This window comes from Cellulomonas rhizosphaerae (genome assembly GCF_003470205.1).
Taxonomy (GTDB): domain Bacteria; phylum Actinomycetota; class Actinomycetes; order Actinomycetales; family Cellulomonadaceae; genus Cellulomonas; species Cellulomonas rhizosphaerae.
In genome coordinates, this window is the sequence record NZ_QWKP01000142.1 from 1 (window position 1) to 15,733 (window position 15,733).

Genomic DNA, 15,733 nt, shown 5'->3' on the forward strand with positions numbered 1-15,733 from the left:
CTCGGCATCCTCGACGACGCGGGCCCGCTCGCCGTCGCCGGCCGCACGGCCACCGAGCTCGCGGAGCTGCGGGCCGCGGACCGCGAGGCCGCCGCCGCGACCGACGCGGGCGCGCCAACGGCCGCGCTGGCCGCGGGCATCGGGCAGGTCGCCGTGGGTCTGGCGGTGCTCGCCGCCCTGGTCACGGGTGTGCCGGCCGTCGTCTCGGGCCAGCTGTCCGCGGTCGGCCTCGCCGTCGTCGTCCTCACGCCGCTCGCCGCGTTCGAGGCGACGTCGCTGCTGCCCGCCGCCGCCGTGCAGGTGCAGCGCTCGCGCGCCGCGGCGGCCCGGATCCTCGCGCTGCTCGACGCGGCCGGACCGAGCGCCGCGCCGCGGCTCGTCGTCGCAACCGGTGACGAGCTGGTCGCGCGCGACCTCGACTGCGGCTGGCCGGGTGCCGCCCGCGTGGTCCGCGACCTCGACCTCGACGTCTCCCCCGGCCGCGCGATCGCCGTCGTCGGGCCGAGCGGCACCGGCAAGACCACGCTGCTGCTCACGCTCGCCGGCCTGCTCCCCCGCCGCGGCGGGAGCCTCGAGCTCGACGGCACGGACCTCGACGACGTCGGGCGCACCGCCGACGCGGTCGTGCACGTCGCCGAGGACGGCCACGTCTTCGGCACGAGCGTGCTGGAGAACCTGCGCGTCGGGCGCGGCGACGTGACGCCCGACGAGGCGCGAGACGCGCTCACCGAGGTCGGGCTCGCCACCTGGCTCGCGGCCCAGCCCGCCGGCCTCGACACGCTGCTGGGCCCCGACGGCCGCACGCTGTCCGGCGGCGAGCGTCGCCGCCTGCTGCTGGCGCGCGGCCTGCTGACCCGGGCCCCCCTGCTGCTCGTCGACGAGCCCGCCGAGCACCTCGACCCCGCGACCGCCGACGAGGTGGTCCGCGGGCTGCTCACCCGGCACCGCGACCGCGGCGTCGTCGTCGTGACGCACCGCCTCACGCCGCTCGCCGACGCCGACGAGGTCATCCGCCTCGACGGCGGCCGGGTCGCAGCACGCGGGACGCACGCAGAGCTCGTGGCCCGCGAGGCCCGCTACCGTGAGGACCTCGCCGAGGAGTCCAGGGAGGACGCGTGAGCCCGCACGACGACGGCCCCGGCGCCCCGTTCCGCGGCGGAGTCCTGTCCGAGGTCGACGCGCTGCCCGTGCCGTTCACCGGGGACGCCCTGCACGACCTGCTCGACGCGATCCTCGCGGTCGCCAGCGAGCTCGACCTGCCCGAGGTGCTCAACCGCTTCGTCCAGGTCAGTGCGGAGCTCACGGGCGCGCGGTACGCGGCGATCAACGTCGTCGACGGCCGCGGCACGTCCACCACGTTCGTCTACACGGGCGTCCCCACCGCGGTCGCGCGCATGATGGGCCACGCCCCGCACGCCTTCGGGGTCCTCGGCCAGATCCCCGCCGAGGGCGCGCTGCGCCTGGCCGACCTGCGCGACCACCCCGCGTTCATCGGCTTCCCGCGCGAGCACCCGCCGATGGGCTCGTTCCTCGGCGCGTCGGTCCGCGTGGGCAACCAGGTGTTCGGCCAGCTCTACCTGTCGGAGAAGGAGGGCGGATTCACGGCGGCCGACGAGCGCACCGTCATCGCCCTGGCCGCAGCGGCCGGCGTCGCCGTCGCGAACGCCCAGCTCTACGCCGAGGCCGCGCGTCGCGAGCACTGGCTGCGCGCGGGCCAGGACATCGCGACGATGCTGCTCGAGGGCATCGACGAGGAGGAGGCGCTCGAGCACGTCGCCGCGACCGCGCGCGAGGTCGCGGGCGCCGACGTCGCGGCACTCGCCCTGCCAGGCGTCGGCGGCCAGCTGTTCATCGAGCTCGCCACGGGCCACGAGTCCGGACGCCTCGTCGGCGCGCTGATGCCGGAGGGCGGACGCGCGTGGACCGTGATGACCGAGGGCCGCGGGCTGCTCACGCCGTCGCTCTCGGAGTCGCGCAGCGTCAAGGTCGAGGTCATGCGCGCGTTCGGTCCCGCGATGTTCGCACCGCTGCAGTCCTCGGGGCGAGGCGTCGGCGTGCTGATCCTGCTGCGTCGCATCGGGGCCTCACCGTTCGACGAGAGCGACCTGGCGACCGCCGAGTCGTTCGCGGCCCAGGCGGCGCTCGCCTACGTGCTCGCCGAGGCGCGGCACGCGCAGGACGTCGCGGCGCTGCTCGACGAGCGTGAGCGCATCGCGCGCGACCTGCACGACCTCGCGATCCAGCAGCTGTTCGCCACAGGGATGCAGCTCGAGACCGTGCGGCGGCGCGCGGCGCGCGGCGTCGACCCGAGCGAGCTGACCTCGATCGTGGAGGAGGCGCTCGACAACGTCGACTCCTCGGTGCGCCAGATCCGCCAGATCGTCTACGCGCTGCGCGACCCCGACGCCGCCACGGGCCTCGTCGAGCGCCTGCGCCGCGAGGCGTCGCTCGCGCGCACCGGGCTCGGCTTCGCGCCGTCCGTGGTGATCACCCTCGACGGGCACGCGCTGTCCGACGACGGCATCGACGAGGACCTCGTCGACGAGCGCACGGGTACCGACCTGACCGACGACGTCGTCGCGGTGGTCCGCGAGGGTCTCGCGAACGCGGCCCGGCACGCGCACGCGGCGTCGGTCACCGTGCGGGTCGACGTGCGGGGAACCGGGCCGCTGGGCGCGGTCCTCGTCGAGGTCGAGGACGACGGCGTGGGGCTGCCGGCCAGCCGCGACCGCTCGTCGGGCACCGGCAACCTCGCGGCCCGCGCGCGCCAGCACGGCGGCACGTTCACGCTCGGCGCGGCTCCCGCCGGCACCGGCACGCTCCTGACCTGGCAGTCCCCTTTGTCCTGATCCCTTGCGCCGAGGTTCGTCGCGGGACCACGATGCGAAGGACGACAGGGGGCCTCCATGGCTGAGCAGGCACCGGCACCAGCCGACGAGTCCATCCCCGAGCCGACGCGGGACCTCTCGCAGCGCGCCATCTGGACGATCTTCGGCGGGCTCATGCTCGCGATGCTCCTCGCGGCGCTCGACCAGACGATCGTCGCCACGGCGCTCCCCACGATCGTCAGCGACCTCGGCGGCGCCGAGCACCTGTCGTGGGTCGTCACGGCGTACATGCTCGCGACGACCATCACCACGCCGCTGTGGGGCAAGCTCGGCGACCTCTACGGCCGCAAGATCCTGTTCATCACGTGCATCGTGATCTTCCTCATCGGCTCGGGGCTCGCGGGGACCTCGCAGAACATGGGCCAGCTCATCGCGTGGCGCGCCGTGCAGGGCGTCGGCGGCGGCGGGCTCATGGTGCTCGCGCAGGCGATCATCGCGGACGTCGTCCCTGCGAGGGACCGCGGCCGGTACCAGGGCGCGTTCGGCGCGGTGTTCGGGATCTCCAGCGTGGCGGGGCCGCTGCTCGGTGGCTTCTTCGTGGACACGATCGGCTGGCGATGGGTGTTCTACATCAACCTCCCGATCGGGATCGTGGCCCTCGCCGTCGTCAGCGCCGTCCTGCCGGTCACCAAGGCCCGCACGTCGCCCAAGATCGACTACATCGGGGTGACCCTGCTCGCGGTGGTCGCGACGTCGATCGTGCTCATCACGAGCCTGGGCGGGAGCACCTGGGACTGGGGCGGCACCCAGGTCATCGGCCTCGGGGTCCTCGGCGTGCTCGCCGCGATCGCGTTCGTCTTCGTCGAGGCGCGCGTCCCGGAGCCCGTGCTCCCCCTGCGGCTCTTCACGAACCGCGTGTTCGCCACGACCTCGATCGTCGGCTTCGTCGTCGGCTTCGCGATGTTCGGTTCGATCACCTACCTGCCGCTGTACCTGCAGGGCGTGCACGGCGCGTCCGCCACCGCGTCCGGCCTGCAGATGCTGCCGATGATGCTCGGACTGCTCCTCACCTCGATCGGCAGCGGCCAGCTCATCAGCCGGACCGGCCGGTACAAGGCGTACCCGATCGTCGGCACCGCGATCATGACCGTCGGCCTCTACCTGCTGTCCCTGATGGGGCGCGACACGTCCGGGCTGCAGTCCAGCATCGCGATGTTCGTGCTCGGCGCGGGCCTCGGCCTGGTCATGCAGGTGCTCGTGCTCGCGGTGCAGAACGCGGTCGACTACCGCGACCTGGGCACCGGCACGAGCGGGGCGACGTTCTTCCGCACCATCGGCAGCTGCGTGGGCGTCGCCGTTTTCGGCACGGTGTTCAGCTCGCACCTGGCCTCGACGCTCGCGAGCAGCCCACCGGCGGGCGCCGTGGGGCCGTGCTCGGCGGACGTGCTCACCAAGACCACCGCGAACATCGACCAGTGCGGCGCCGCCGTCATCAACTGGTTCATCGACGGCTACGCCGACTCGATCCACACGATCTTCCTGCTCGGCGTCCCGATCGGCGTGCTGGCGTTCCTGCTGACGTGGCTCATCCCCGAGCTGCCGCTGCGGACCGGCGCGAGCAGCCCCGAGCAGGGCGAAGCCTTCGCCGCTCCCGCCGGCCGCTCGTCCTACGAGGAGCTGCGCCTCATGCTCTGGCGCGAGGTCGGCCGCCAGGACCCGCTCACGGCGTACGCGATCCTCAACCGGAACCTGGACATCGACCTCACGCCCGGCCAGTGCTGGATGCTCTCGCGCGTGAGCGGCGAACGCTCGCGCACGTTCGCGCGCATGACCGAGCGGTCGGGCGTGGAGATCGAACGCGTGCGGGCCGTCGCCGCCGAGCTCGAGCGGCGCGGCCTGATCGAGGTGCACGACGAGACGGCGACCCCCACCCCGGCGGGCGACGCTGTCGCCGAGCAGCTGCGCGAGAACGAGCGCCAGCAGCTGCGCAAGATCGTCGCGCAGTGGGGCGAGGGCGAGCCCGAGCTCGAGGAGCTCGTCGAGCAGGTCACGGACCGCCTGCGTCAGCAGGACCCGTCGTCGGCGGCCCTGAGGGGCTGATCAGGCCGGCGTCCGGGCGACGACGAACACGCGGCGGAACGGCAGCACCACGGTCCCGTCCGGGCGCGCGGGGTAGGCCACCGCGAGCCGGCGCCGGAGCTCGGCCTCGAACGCCGGCCGCACGTCACCCGGCAGGGCCTCGAGGGTCGGCCGAGCGCCCGTGCCGCTGACCCAGGTGAACACCGGGTCGGTCCCGCGCAGGACGTGCAGGTACGTCGTCTCCCAGGCGTCGACCTCGCACCCGAGGGCCGACAGCGCTTCCAGGTACACGACCGGGTCGTGCGCGGCTGGTGCCGCGATCCCCGCCGTGAACGCCGCGTACGGCGGCTGGGCGGCCAGCTCGCGCCGGATCGAGTGGCTCGGCTCCTCGAAGTTCCCCGGCACCTGAAAGGCCAGCCAGCCGCCCGGCGCCGTGGCGCGGACGAGGCCCGGCATGAGGTCCAGGTGGTCCGGGACCCACTGGAGCACGGCGTTCGAGACGAGGACGTCGACGGGATCGGGACCCGACGCGAGCCACGTGCGCAGGTCCTCGACGCGGAAGTCGAGGTCGGGGTGGTCGGCCCGAGCGCGGTCGATCATCTCGGCGCTCGAGTCGAGTCCCGTGACCTGCGTCCCCCAGCGGTCGGCGACCACCCGGGTCGAGTTGCCCGGGCCGCAGCCGAGGTCCACGACCGCGCCGGGCGCCGGGGCCGGGATCCGGTGCAGCAGGTCGACCAGCGGGCGGCTGCGCTCGTCGGCGTAGGCGAGGTAGCGCTCGGGGTCCCAGGTGTGAGCCATGGTCACGCGGCGACGGGCTAGTGCCCCGGCTCGGCCCGCCAGCCGGAGTGCTTGCGCGAGGCCACCCATGCGGCCACCTGCGTGCGTCGCTGCAGGCCCATCTTGGCGAGCAGCGACGTGATGTGGTTCTTCACGGTCTTCTCCGCGACGCCGAGCCGCTCGGCGATCTCGCGGTTGGACAGGCCCTCGCCGATCAGGTCGAGCACGCGCAGCTCGCTGGGCGTGAGGTTCTCGGTCGGGTCCTCGTGGCCGGCCTTGCGACGCGTGATCGTCCGCTCGTCCAGCAGCGTGCGGCCCGCGGCCACGGCGCGGATCACGTCGGTGATCTCGGCGCCGCGCACGGACTTGAGCAGGTAGGCGGAGGCTCCGGCGTCGAGGGCCGCCGCGAGGGCCTCGTCGTCGTCGAACGACGTGAGCACGACGGCCTTCGCCTCGGGCTGCGCCGCGTGCACCTGGCGGATCAGGTCGATCCCCGTGCCGTCGGGCAGCTGCAGGTCGACGAGCATGACCTGCGGCCGGACGAGGCCCGCGCGACGCACGCCGTCGGCGACCGAGCCGGCCTCGGCGCTGACGGTCATGCCCTCGGCGCGCTCGACCACCTCCGCGATGCCGCGGCGCACGACCTCGTGGTCGTCGACGATCATGACGCTGATGGGACCGGGCTTTACTGCGGTGGCGGGAATCGGCACGATGGCATCGTATCGAGGTGTGACCACGATCCTCGTCCCCACCACGCTGCACGAGCACCTCACACTCCCGCCCGGGGTGCACGAGGTCCGGTACTCGCCCGACGAGCCCGTGCCCGACTCGCACGCCGAGGTCCTCGTCGTGTGGGGCAGCGGGCGGCGCGTCCTGCGCGACGCCGCGTCCCGGCTGCCGCGCCTGCGCTGGGTAGCCGGTCTGGCGGCGGGCGTCGAGACGATCCTCGATGCGGGTTTCGCGCCCGACGTGGTCGTCACCTCGGGCCGCGGCCTGCACGACGGGCCGGTCGCCGAGCACACCCTCGCCCTCGTCCTGGCCTGCGCTCGCCGCCTGCCGGAGCTCGTGCGCGCGCAGGACGAGCACCGCTGGGTCGCCGAGCTCGGCGGCATCCAGGAGATCCGCGCCGACGAGCTCCGTTCCCTGGCGGGGGCGCGGGTCGTGATCTGGGGGTTCGGGTCGATCGCCGCGCGCCTGGCTCCCCTGCTCACGGCGCTCGGCGCGTCCGTGACCGGCGTCGCGACGACGCCGGGGATGCGCGACGGCTACCACGTGGTGACGCCCGACGAGCTGCCCGGCGTCCTGCCCGCCGGCGACCTGCTGATCTCGCTCCTGCCCGACACGCCCGCCACCCGGCACGCGGTCGACGCCGACGTCCTCGCGCTCCTGCCGCCCCACGCGTGGGTGGTCAACGTGGGCCGCGGCGCGACGCTCGACCAGGACGCGCTGCTGGCCGCGGTTCGTCGCGGCGCCCTCGCCGGCGCGGCCCTGGACGTCTTCGAGCGCGAGCCGCTGCCCGCCGACTCACCGATCTGGGACGAGCCGCGGATCCTCGTGAGCCCGCACGCCGCCGGTGGCCGACCGATCGGCGCGGGCGCGCTGCTCGAGGAGAACCTCGCCGCCTACCTGGCCGGGCGGCCGCTGCGGAACGTCGTCGAGCGCTGAGCGCTGCTACCAGCGGCCGTGGCGCGGGCGCGGCTGGCAGCGCGGGCAGGTGAAGGCCGAGCGGTTCATGAACTCGTCGCGCCGCACGGGCGTCCCGCACCGCGGGCACGGGCGGCCCTCCTGGCCGTAGACCGCGAGCGAGCGGTCGAAGTAGCCGGATGCGCCGTTGACGTTGACGTAGAGCGCGTCGAAGCTCGTGCCGCCCTGCGCGAGCGCCTCGGACATCACGTCGCGCGCGCCGGACAGCGCCCGCTGCGCGTCGGGCCGACGCATCGTGTCCGTGGCGCGGGCGTAGTGCAGCTGCGCGCGCCACAGGCCCTCGTCGGCGTAGATGTTCCCGACGCCGGAGACCAGCGTCTGGTCGAGGATCGCGCGCTTGATGCCGGTCCGGCGCGCGCGGAGCGCGGTGAGCACCGCGGCCTCGTCGAGGAACGGGTCGAGCAGGTCGCGCGCGATGTGGCTGACTGGCTCGGGCACGGCGGGGAGCTCGGACCCGGCTCCCCCGGGCGCGCCGTCGGGCGTCGGGACGAGCTCCTGGACGCTGAGGTGGCCGAACGTGCGCTGGTCGACGAAGTCGAGCACCCCGTCGTCGAGCAGCAGGCGGACCCGCAGGTGGGGGTGGTCGGCGCTGTCGTCGGCCGACGACCGCACGAGCAGCTGGCCGCTCATGCCCAGGTGCGCCAGCAAGGCCTCGTCGTCCCCCAGCAGCAGCCAGCAGAACTTGCCGCGCCGGACCGCGGCCTTTAGCGTCCGGCCGGTCAACCGCCCCGCGAAGTCGAGCGGGCCGGCCTCGTGGCGCCGCACGCTGTAGTCGCGCCGCACCTCGACGCCGAGCACGGTTCGACCCAGCACGTGGCGGGCCAGTCCGTCACGGACGGTCTCGACCTCGGGCAGCTCGGGCACGCGTCAGGAGCGACCGGCGCGTGCGCGCAGCGGCTCGAGCGCGAGGTAGGCAGCCTCAGCCGCCTGCTGCTCGGCGACCTTCTTGGCCGAGCCCACACCGCTGCCGCGCGCCTCGCCCGCGATCATCGCGTGGGCCGTGAACGTCCGCGCGTGGTCGGGGCCCTCGCCGGTCACCTCGTAGTGGGGTGCACCGAGGTCGAGCTCGGCCGACAGCTCCTGCAGCGACGTCTTCCAGTCGAGCCCCGCGCCCAGGTCCGCGGCCGCCACGAGGGACGGGCCGACGAGCCGCTCGACCACGGTGCGCGCGACCTCGAGGCCGTGCGAGAGGTAGATCGCGCCGAACAGCGCCTCGAGCGTGTCGGACAGGATCGAGTCCTTCTCCGTGCCGCCCGTCGCGAGCTCGCCCTTGCCGAGCAGCACGTAGGAGCCCAGGTCGAGGTCGCGCGCGACCACCGCCAGCGCCCGCTGGGAGACCGTCGCAGCGCGCATCTTGGCCAGCGCGCCCTCGGGCTCGTCGGCGTGCGCACGGAACAGCGACTCGGTCACCACGAGGCCCAGCACCGTGTCGCCGAGGAACTCGAGGCGCTCGTTGGTGGGGATGCCACCGGCCTCGTGGGCGAACGACCGGTGGGTCAGGGCAAGCACGAGAAGCTCGGGGTCCAGTCGGACCCCGAGCTTCTCGAGAAGTTCAGTTGCCGCGGCGCTCACGCCGTCTCCGGCTCACGCGTCACGGATGGAGACGCAGTCGTCAGACCGCGAGCTCGGTGCGCTGCGCCTCGGCGTACGTGCGACCGTTGTAGGCACCGCACGACGGGCACGCCGTGTGGGGCTTCTTGTCGGCCTTGCACTGCGGGCACGACGTGAGCGTCGTGGCAGTGGTCTTCCACTGCGACCGACGCGCACGGGTGTTGCTGCGCGACATCTTGCGCTTCGGAACCGCCACGGCTAGCTCTCTTCTCTCTCGTCTTGCACACCTGCCAGTCCGCTCAGTGCGGACCAGCGCGGGTCAAGGATCTCATGCGAATGGTCAGGGTCGTCCGCCAGGCGAGCTCCGCACTCGGAGCACAGACCCGGGCAGTCGGGTTGGCACAACGGCTGGAACGGCAGAGCCGGCACGACCGCGTCCCGCAACGCGGGCTCGAGGTCGATCAGGTCGCCCTCCAGCTCGCGTACGTCCTCGTCCTCGTCACCGTCGTCCGCTGCAGCCTTCGCGCGCTCGGGGTAGACGTACAGCTCGGTGAGGTGGAGGTCGACTTCCTCGACCGCCTCGCCCAAGCAGCGCACGCACTCCCCGATCGCCCGACCGCGAACGGTTCCGGAGACCAGGACCCCCTCCATGACCGCCTCGAGCCGGAGATCCAGCTCGACGTCGGTCCCGGTGGGGATGCCGATCACGTCCGTCCCGAGATCCTCAGGAGCACCGACGGTCCGCTGCACGGTCCGCGTCGATCCCGGACGTCGGCCGAGCTCGTGGGTATCGAGCACGAACGGCGAGCGGGGATCGAGGTGGGCAGGGCGCTGCACGGCCGGGTCCCCTCGTTGATCTCGGTCCGTGCCATGACCGGCAGGACCAACCGACAACAGTACGGCACTCGCGCGCGCCGCCCAAATCAGCCGGGCTGTTCCCCGGTCAACCGGCCGGCGAGCTTGGCCCGGCCCGCCTGCACCTGGGCCAGCACCTTCCCGAGGTCGATCTCGAAGTCGGCCAGCCGGCGGTCGCAGTAGTCGTCCGCGTCGCGGCGCAGGCCGTCCGCCGTCTCCTGCGCGTCCGCCACGACCTGCGCGGCGCGCTCGTGGGCCGCGACGACGACCGCCTCGGACTCGACGAGCCGGGCCGCCTCCTGGCGCGCGGCGTCGAGCAGCGCGTCCGCCTCCGCCTGGGCCGCGCTGCGTGCCGCGTCCGCGTCGGCCAGCACCTCGTCGGCCTGGCTGAGCTGTGTGGGCAGCACGTCGCGGGCCTGCAGGACCAGGTCCAGCAGCTCGGCCCGGTTGACCAGCACCGAGGAGGACATCGGCATCGCGCGCGCGGCGACCACCGCGCTCTCGATCGCGTCGAGCACGCCCGTCAGCCCCTCGGGCCTCGTCGTCGGTTCGCTCATCGAGCACTCCCTCCCAGCGCCTCGCGCACGGCCGCGGCGACGCCGTCCGGCACGAGGTCATCGATCGGACCGCCGAAGCGGGCCACGTCCTTGACCAGCGAGGACGCGATGTGCGCCAGGCCGGAGTCTGCCACCACGAACACGGTCTCCACACCGGTCAGGTGGCGGTTCATGAGGGCCATCGGCAGCTCGGCGTCGAAGTCGGCGCCGCCACGCAGTCCCTTGACCAGCGCGTCCGCGCCCACGTCGCGCACGAAGTCCGCGAGCAGCCCGTCGACGACCTCGACGCGCACCCCGTCGTCGTCGCCCAGTGCCGCGCGCGCGAGCTCGACGCGCGTGGCGACGTCGAGGAGCGCCGACTTCGAGGAGTTGCGGGCGACGCCCACGATCACCTCGTCGAAGAGCGTGCGGGCGCGCCGCACGACGTCGACGTGGCCGAGCGTGAGCGGGTCGAACGAACCGGGGCACACCGCGATGGTCACCGGGCCAGGGTAGGCCAGGGCGCCTCGTACGCTCGGCTCATGGACGAGGTGCGCGCGGCCTGCTCGACGGACCTGCCCGCGATCGGCGCCGTGCTCGCACGCGCCTGCGACGCGAACCCGCTGATCCGATGGGTGTTCCCGGACGACCAGACGCGCGCCTCGTCGACCGCAGCCTGGCTCGCGCCGTCGATTGCGCAGTACCTCGCCGTCGGCGTGGTGCACGTCGCGGTGGCCGACGCCGCCGTGGTGGGCGTGGCCGCGTGGCGGCCGGTCGGCGCGCGCGTCGCCCCCGCCTCGTTGCCCTCACCCGCGGACGCGCTGCGCCGTCTCGTCGGGCCCGCCCGCCGCACGCTCGGCGACGGCCCCGTGCTCGCGCTCATGGCGCGGCCCGGTCAGGACGGCTCGGCGAACCAGACGACCGTCTCGCCGTAGGCGCGCCGGTCGAAGCGCGTCACGCCGTCGGGCCAGACCGGCTCGGGCGCGCGTGACGAGCGCTCGACGGCCAGCACGGCGCCGGGTGCCAGCGCGCGGCCCGCCCCCGCGACCACGGCCTCGAGGTCGGGCTCGGGCAGGTCGTACGGCGGGTCGACGAGCACGAGGTCCCACGGCACGGCCACGGGACGCTCGACGAACTTCTCCGCCCGCTCGGCCACGACGACCACGCCCGGCAGCCCGAGCGCGGCCGCGTTGCGGCGGCAGACCTCGGCGGCCTCCTTGGCGGACTCGACGAGCGTCACGGCGACAGCGCCGCGGCTGGCCGCCTCGAGCCCCAGGGCCCCGGAGCCCGCGAACAGGTCGAGCACGCGGGCGCCCTCGACCACGCCGAGGTGCTCGAGGCGGGAGAACAGCGCCTCGCGGACCCGCTCGCTCGTGGGGCGGGTCCCCTTGCGCGGCACGCTCAGCGTGCGCCCTCCGGCCGTGCCGGCCACGATCCGCGTCACTTCTTCGCCTTCTTCTCCATCTCCTCCTGGCTCGCCAGCATGCGCTCCATGAAGGTGCCCGTCGCGATCGACGAGGCGATCCCGAAGGCGATCGCGGACAGCCCGGCCTGGACGACGATCATCGTCTCGTTCACGGTGCGGAGCAGGACCGCGATCCACACGGGCAGCAGGCCCAGCACGACGAGGTCCGGGCCACGGGCCAGCACCGCGCCGACGCCGGTCGGCAGGGCGCCCATGGGCGTCGAGACGAGCGGCCCGGCCCAGTCGGGCGCGGGGCGGTACGACGAGCGCACCGCGGCCGCCGCCCACACCGGGGTCGCCGCGATGCCGAGCACGATCCAGGCCGTCGTGTCACCGGTCCAGCGGCCCACCGCACCGAACGCGACGACCGACCACGCGAGCATCGCGATCGCCGGGACGACCATCCGCAGCCGCCGGATCGTCTTGGCGTCCAGCGGCAGCAGGCGGTCCAGGATCGGCGCCATCTGCGCGCGGCGCGCGCCCTCGCCGGTCGCGCTCATCGCCACGTAGCCCGCCACCAGCAGCGCGAGCAGCACCCCCGCCGAGCTCGCGAGCTGCGGCACGGTGCTGACCAGCACGGGCACGAGCGCGGCGACCACGAGCTGCACCATGTGGCGCAGCGAGCGGCGCAGGACCACCAGGTCGGCGGTGACGACCGCGGACGCGGGGCCGCGCGCGGTGCGCAGCCGGGAGATCCGGCGGCGCGTCGTCCGCGCAGCGCCGTCGGTCAGCGCGCGCCCGAGCTCGCGGGAGTCGAGCGAGACGGCCGCGCCCACGGCCTGCGTCGCGACCGAGCCGCTCTCGCGCAGCGAGCGCGTCGGGATGCGGTGCAGGCGGCGGTCGACGAGCACGCCCGCGCCGGCGAGCAGCACCGCCGCGACCGCCGCGCCGTACCAGGGCAGCGTCGGCACCTCGTCGAGCGACCATCCGCTCAGCGCGAGCCCGACGGCCGCGACCGGCGCGGCGCCCAGGATGAGGTCGCCCGTGAGCGCGGTGGCGGAGCGGCTCACGCCGCGTGACTGCGCGAGCGCGGCGAGCAGCACGATGCCGGCGCCCACGAGCGCCGAGGTGATGACCACGTGCACGACGCGCGGGCCCGAGTCGGCGAGCAGCCCGGCGTCGAGGAGGCCGACGAGGATGGCGGAGACCAGCGCCGCGACGAGCGGCAGCCGGCGAGCGGCAGGGCGCAGCAGGCCGCGACGGTCGACGGGCAGCGGCAGCCACCACGCGGCCTCGGCGCCGCCCGCACCGACCGGGCCGAGCCGGCCCGCGAGCGAGACGAGCGTCCCGGCGAGCGCCACGATGATGACGACGACGAGGGTCGCCAGGCTCAGGCTCAGCGGCGACTGCACGTCGGGCTCGGGCGGCAGCGCGACGCGCATCGCCTGCGCGAAGCCCAGCGCCATCCCGATCGCGATGCCGATCGTGATGACCGCGTAGTAGACGCTCGCGAGCAGCGAGCCCAGGCTCGCGCCGCCGCGCGCGTTGGCGGCCTGGGCGGTGTAGCGGCGGATGTCGCGCGCGCCCGGGACCTCGCCGAGGCCGCCGGGGTGCACCGCCGGCTCGGTCACGGGTTCTCCTTGCTGATGAGCGTCGCGGCCTCGGCGGGCGCGAGCACCCGCGTCACGTCGTCGGCCACGTGCACCGCGCGGTCGGCGACGGCCAGCACGAGGTCCGGGTCGTGCGTCGCGAGCAGCACCGCGCCGCCCGCGCGCTTCTCCGCGACGAGGCGCTCGGCGAGGCGGTCGCGCATCGCGCGGTCGAGCCGCTGCTCGGGCTCGTCGAGCACCAGGAGCGACCGCGGCCGCACGAAGCCCGCCGCGAGCAGCAGCCGGCGGCGCTGGCCGGACGAGAGCGCGACGGGAAGCGAGCGGGAGTGCTCGGTGAGCCCGAACTCCTCGAGCAGCCCCGTGACGACGCCGTCCGCGCCGACGACGCCGTGCCCGCGGGCCGTGAGGTAGAGGTGCTCGTACACGGTGAGCGCCGGGAAGTACGCGTCGTCGTCGAGCACGCTGGCGACCTGCGTGCGGAAGGCGATCTCGCGCTCGTCGACCTCCTCGCCGAACACCGCGAGCTTGCCGCCCGACGGCTCCAGCAGGCCGATCACGGCGCGCAGCACGGTCGACTTGCCCGAGCCGTTCGCGCCGACGAGCGCGACCGCCTTGCCGGGCGAGAGCGTGAACGTCACGGGGGCGCACACGGGGGCACCGCCGTAACCGACGAGCAGGTCCTGGGCGCGCACGGCAGGCTTCGACACGCCCGCCAGGGTATCCGCGCCAACCCTGTGCTCGGGCACGCCCGGTCTGCGGGTTCGGTGGGTCAGGTGCGGTCGAGGAACTCGTCGCGGCGGTCGGCCAGGCGGGCGTCGATCGCGGCCTGCAGCGCGGGCCAGGCCGCGAGCTCGGGGTCCTGCTCGACCAGGGCGCGCGCGTCGGCGCGGGCGTCGTCGATGAGGTCCCCGTCGCGCGTGACGCGCAGGAGCCGCAGCGAGGTGGCCGCGCCCCACTGGGAGGCGCCGAGCACGTCACCCTCGCCGCGCTGCTCGAGGTCGAAGCTCGCGAGCTCGAACCCGTCGCGCGTCCCGGCGACCGTGGCGACCCGATCGGCCGCGGGCGTCTCGGGCGGCGCGGAGCTGACCAGCAGGCAGACGCCGGGAGCGGCGCCTCGGCCGATCCGGCCGCGCAGCTGGTGCAGCTGGGAGACGCCGAACCGGTCCGCGTCGAGGATCACCATGACCGTGGCCTCGGGGACGTCGACGCCGACCTCGACGACGGTCGTCGAGACCAGCACCGGGACCGCACCGGAGGCGAAGTCCGCGAGCGCGCGCTCCTTGTCCTCGGACCCCATCCGGCCGTGCAGGACGCCCACGCCGACCCCCTCGAGGTCGGCCAGTCCGCGCAGCTCCTCGGCCACCTCGACCACCGCGCGCAGCGGTCGGCGCGGGGCGGCACCCGAGTCGCCGAGCGTCACGGGCGCGGCGGCGACGAGGTCGGCGCCGTCCTCGTCGTCCCCCTCGATGCGTGCGCACACCACGTACGCGCGGCCGCCCTTGTCGACCTCCTCGCGCACCCGCTTCCACGTGCGCGCGACCCAGGGCAGGTTGTCCGCGGGCACGACGTGCGTGCTCACGCCGCTGCGCCCCGCGGGTACCTCGGTCAGCACGGAGGTCTCGAGGTCGCCGAACACCGTCATCGCGACGGTGCGCGGGATCGGGGTCGCGGTCATGACCAGCAGGTGCGGGCTCGCCGCGGCCTTGGCGCGCAGGGTGTCGCGCTGCTCGACGCCGAACTTGTGCTGCTCGTCGACGACCACGAGGCCGAGCTCGGCGAACTGCACGTTCTTCGAGAGCAGCGCGTGCGTGCCGACGACGATGCCAGCCGCTCCGCTCGCGGCGTCCAGGAGCGCATCGCGGCGCGCGGCCGTCGACAGCGAACCCGTGAGCAGCGCGACCCGCGTGCCGGACTCGGCGCCGCCGAGCATCCCGCCCTCCGCGAGGTCGCCGAGCAGCGCGCGCAGCGACCGGGCGTGCTGCGAGGCGAGCACCTCGGTGGGCGCGAGCAGCGCGGCCTGCCCGCCGGCGTCCACGACCTGGAGCATCGCGCGCAGCGCCACGACCGTCTTGCCCGAACCGACCTCGCCCTGCAGCAGCCGCTGCATGGGCACCGCGAGCGCGAGCTCGCCCGCGAGCTGGTCGCCGACCTCGCGCTGCCCCGCGGTGAGCGTGAACGGCAGCCGCGCGTCGAACGCGTCGAGCAGCCCACCGACCACGCGGGGCCGGGCGGTCGCGGGCTCGGCTGCGGCGCGGGCACGGCGACGGGCGAGCTCGGCCTGCAGGACGAACGCCTCCTCGTAGCGCAGGCGGTGGCGCGCGCGGCGCCAGTCGTCGTCCGTGCGGGGCACGTGGATGTCGTAGAGCGCCTGCCGCAGCGACCCGAGCC

At 74.7% G+C, this 15,733-nt stretch carries 17 protein-coding genes; 5 read left to right on the top strand and 12 right to left on the bottom strand.

Going from position 1 to position 15,733, the window contains the following annotated elements; translation table 11 throughout:
* The 3 genes from D1825_RS04635 to D1825_RS04645 form a co-directional block, all read left to right on the top strand.
* On the top strand, positions 1–1,119 hold a 1,119-nt coding region (locus D1825_RS04635), incomplete at its 5' end, for an ATP-binding cassette domain-containing protein (protein WP_118766287.1).
* Positions 1,116–2,849, top strand: a complete 1,734-nt coding sequence (locus D1825_RS04640) for a sensor histidine kinase (protein WP_118766288.1) — start codon at positions 1,116–1,118, stop codon at positions 2,847–2,849. The genes D1825_RS04635 and D1825_RS04640, both read left to right, overlap by 4 nt.
* Before the next feature lie 57 nt (positions 2,850–2,906).
* A complete protein-coding gene (locus D1825_RS04645; protein ID WP_118766289.1) occupies positions 2,907–4,928 on the top strand; it encodes an MDR family MFS transporter in 2,022 nt (673 codons plus the stop codon).
* Here D1825_RS04645 and D1825_RS04650 read toward each other — a convergent pair whose 3' ends face one another.
* The gene (locus D1825_RS04650) at positions 4,929–5,705 is read right to left on the bottom strand and encodes a methyltransferase domain-containing protein (RefSeq protein ID WP_118766290.1); all 777 of its coding nucleotides are present in this window, start codon (positions 5,703–5,705) and stop codon (positions 4,929–4,931) included.
* A 17-nt stretch (positions 5,706–5,722) separates the two neighbouring features.
* Positions 5,723–6,349, bottom strand: a complete 627-nt coding sequence (locus tag D1825_RS04655; protein WP_118766291.1) for a response regulator — start codon at positions 6,347–6,349, stop codon at positions 5,723–5,725.
* Between the two features lie 46 nt (positions 6,350–6,395).
* Between D1825_RS04655 and D1825_RS04660 the strand changes: the two genes are divergently transcribed.
* The gene (locus D1825_RS04660) at positions 6,396–7,349 is read left to right on the top strand and encodes an NAD(P)-dependent oxidoreductase (protein ID WP_233549635.1); all 954 of its coding nucleotides are present in this window, start codon (positions 6,396–6,398) and stop codon (positions 7,347–7,349) included.
* A gap of 6 nt (positions 7,350–7,355) precedes the next feature.
* Here the strand turns inward: D1825_RS04660 and mutM are convergent, their stop codons facing one another.
* From mutM to coaD, 6 genes are all read right to left on the bottom strand, one after another.
* Entirely contained in the window at positions 7,356–8,252 is an 897-nt protein-coding gene (mutM, locus tag D1825_RS04665; protein ID WP_118766292.1) for a bifunctional DNA-formamidopyrimidine glycosylase/DNA-(apurinic or apyrimidinic site) lyase, read from the bottom strand.
* 3 nt (positions 8,253–8,255) lie between these two features.
* Positions 8,256–8,960 (bottom strand): ribonuclease III, encoded by a 705-nt coding sequence (rnc, locus tag D1825_RS04670; protein WP_118766293.1) that lies wholly within the window; start codon positions 8,958–8,960, stop codon positions 8,256–8,258.
* A 40-nt stretch (positions 8,961–9,000) separates the two neighbouring features.
* Entirely contained in the window at positions 9,001–9,195 is a 195-nt protein-coding gene (rpmF, locus tag D1825_RS04675; RefSeq protein WP_118766294.1) for a 50S ribosomal protein L32, read from the bottom strand.
* Positions 9,196–9,197: 2 nt separating this feature from the next.
* Positions 9,198–9,776 carry a YceD family protein gene (locus D1825_RS04680; protein ID WP_118766295.1) on the bottom strand — a complete coding sequence of 193 codons (579 nt, stop codon included), beginning with the start codon at positions 9,774–9,776 and terminating at the stop codon, positions 9,198–9,200.
* 86 nt (positions 9,777–9,862) lie between these two features.
* Positions 9,863–10,351, bottom strand: coding sequence for a hypothetical protein (locus D1825_RS04685; RefSeq protein WP_118766296.1), 489 nt, complete (start codon positions 10,349–10,351; stop codon positions 9,863–9,865).
* Positions 10,348–10,833, bottom strand: coding sequence for a pantetheine-phosphate adenylyltransferase (coaD, locus tag D1825_RS04690; RefSeq protein WP_118766297.1), 486 nt, complete (start codon positions 10,831–10,833; stop codon positions 10,348–10,350). Before coaD ends, D1825_RS04685 begins: the two co-directional genes overlap by 4 nt.
* Before the next feature lie 39 nt (positions 10,834–10,872).
* Here coaD and D1825_RS17960 point away from each other — a divergent pair, with 39 nt between their 5' ends.
* Positions 10,873–11,265 carry a hypothetical protein gene (locus D1825_RS17960; protein ID WP_138067461.1) on the top strand — a complete coding sequence of 131 codons (393 nt, stop codon included), beginning with the start codon at positions 10,873–10,875 and terminating at the stop codon, positions 11,263–11,265.
* On the opposite strand, the gene rsmD is transcribed toward D1825_RS17960, so the two are convergent.
* The 4 genes from rsmD to D1825_RS04720 form a co-directional block, all read right to left on the bottom strand.
* Positions 11,226–11,774, bottom strand: a complete 549-nt coding sequence (gene rsmD / locus D1825_RS04705) for a 16S rRNA (guanine(966)-N(2))-methyltransferase RsmD (RefSeq protein ID WP_118766300.1) — start codon at positions 11,772–11,774, stop codon at positions 11,226–11,228. The two genes, D1825_RS17960 and rsmD, sit on opposite strands and share 40 nt — an antisense overlap.
* On the bottom strand, positions 11,771–13,366 hold the full coding sequence (locus tag D1825_RS04710) for a DUF6297 family protein (RefSeq protein WP_118766301.1): 1,596 nt from the start codon (positions 13,364–13,366) through the stop codon (positions 11,771–11,773). Before D1825_RS04710 ends, rsmD begins: the two co-directional genes overlap by 4 nt.
* The gene (locus tag D1825_RS04715; RefSeq protein WP_118766302.1) at positions 13,363–14,052 is read right to left on the bottom strand and encodes an ABC transporter ATP-binding protein; all 690 of its coding nucleotides are present in this window, start codon (positions 14,050–14,052) and stop codon (positions 13,363–13,365) included. Before D1825_RS04715 ends, D1825_RS04710 begins: the two co-directional genes overlap by 4 nt.
* Positions 14,053–14,114: 62 nt before the next feature.
* On the bottom strand, positions 14,115–15,733 hold a 1,619-nt coding region (locus D1825_RS04720; protein ID WP_138067462.1), incomplete at its 5' end, for an ATP-dependent DNA helicase RecG.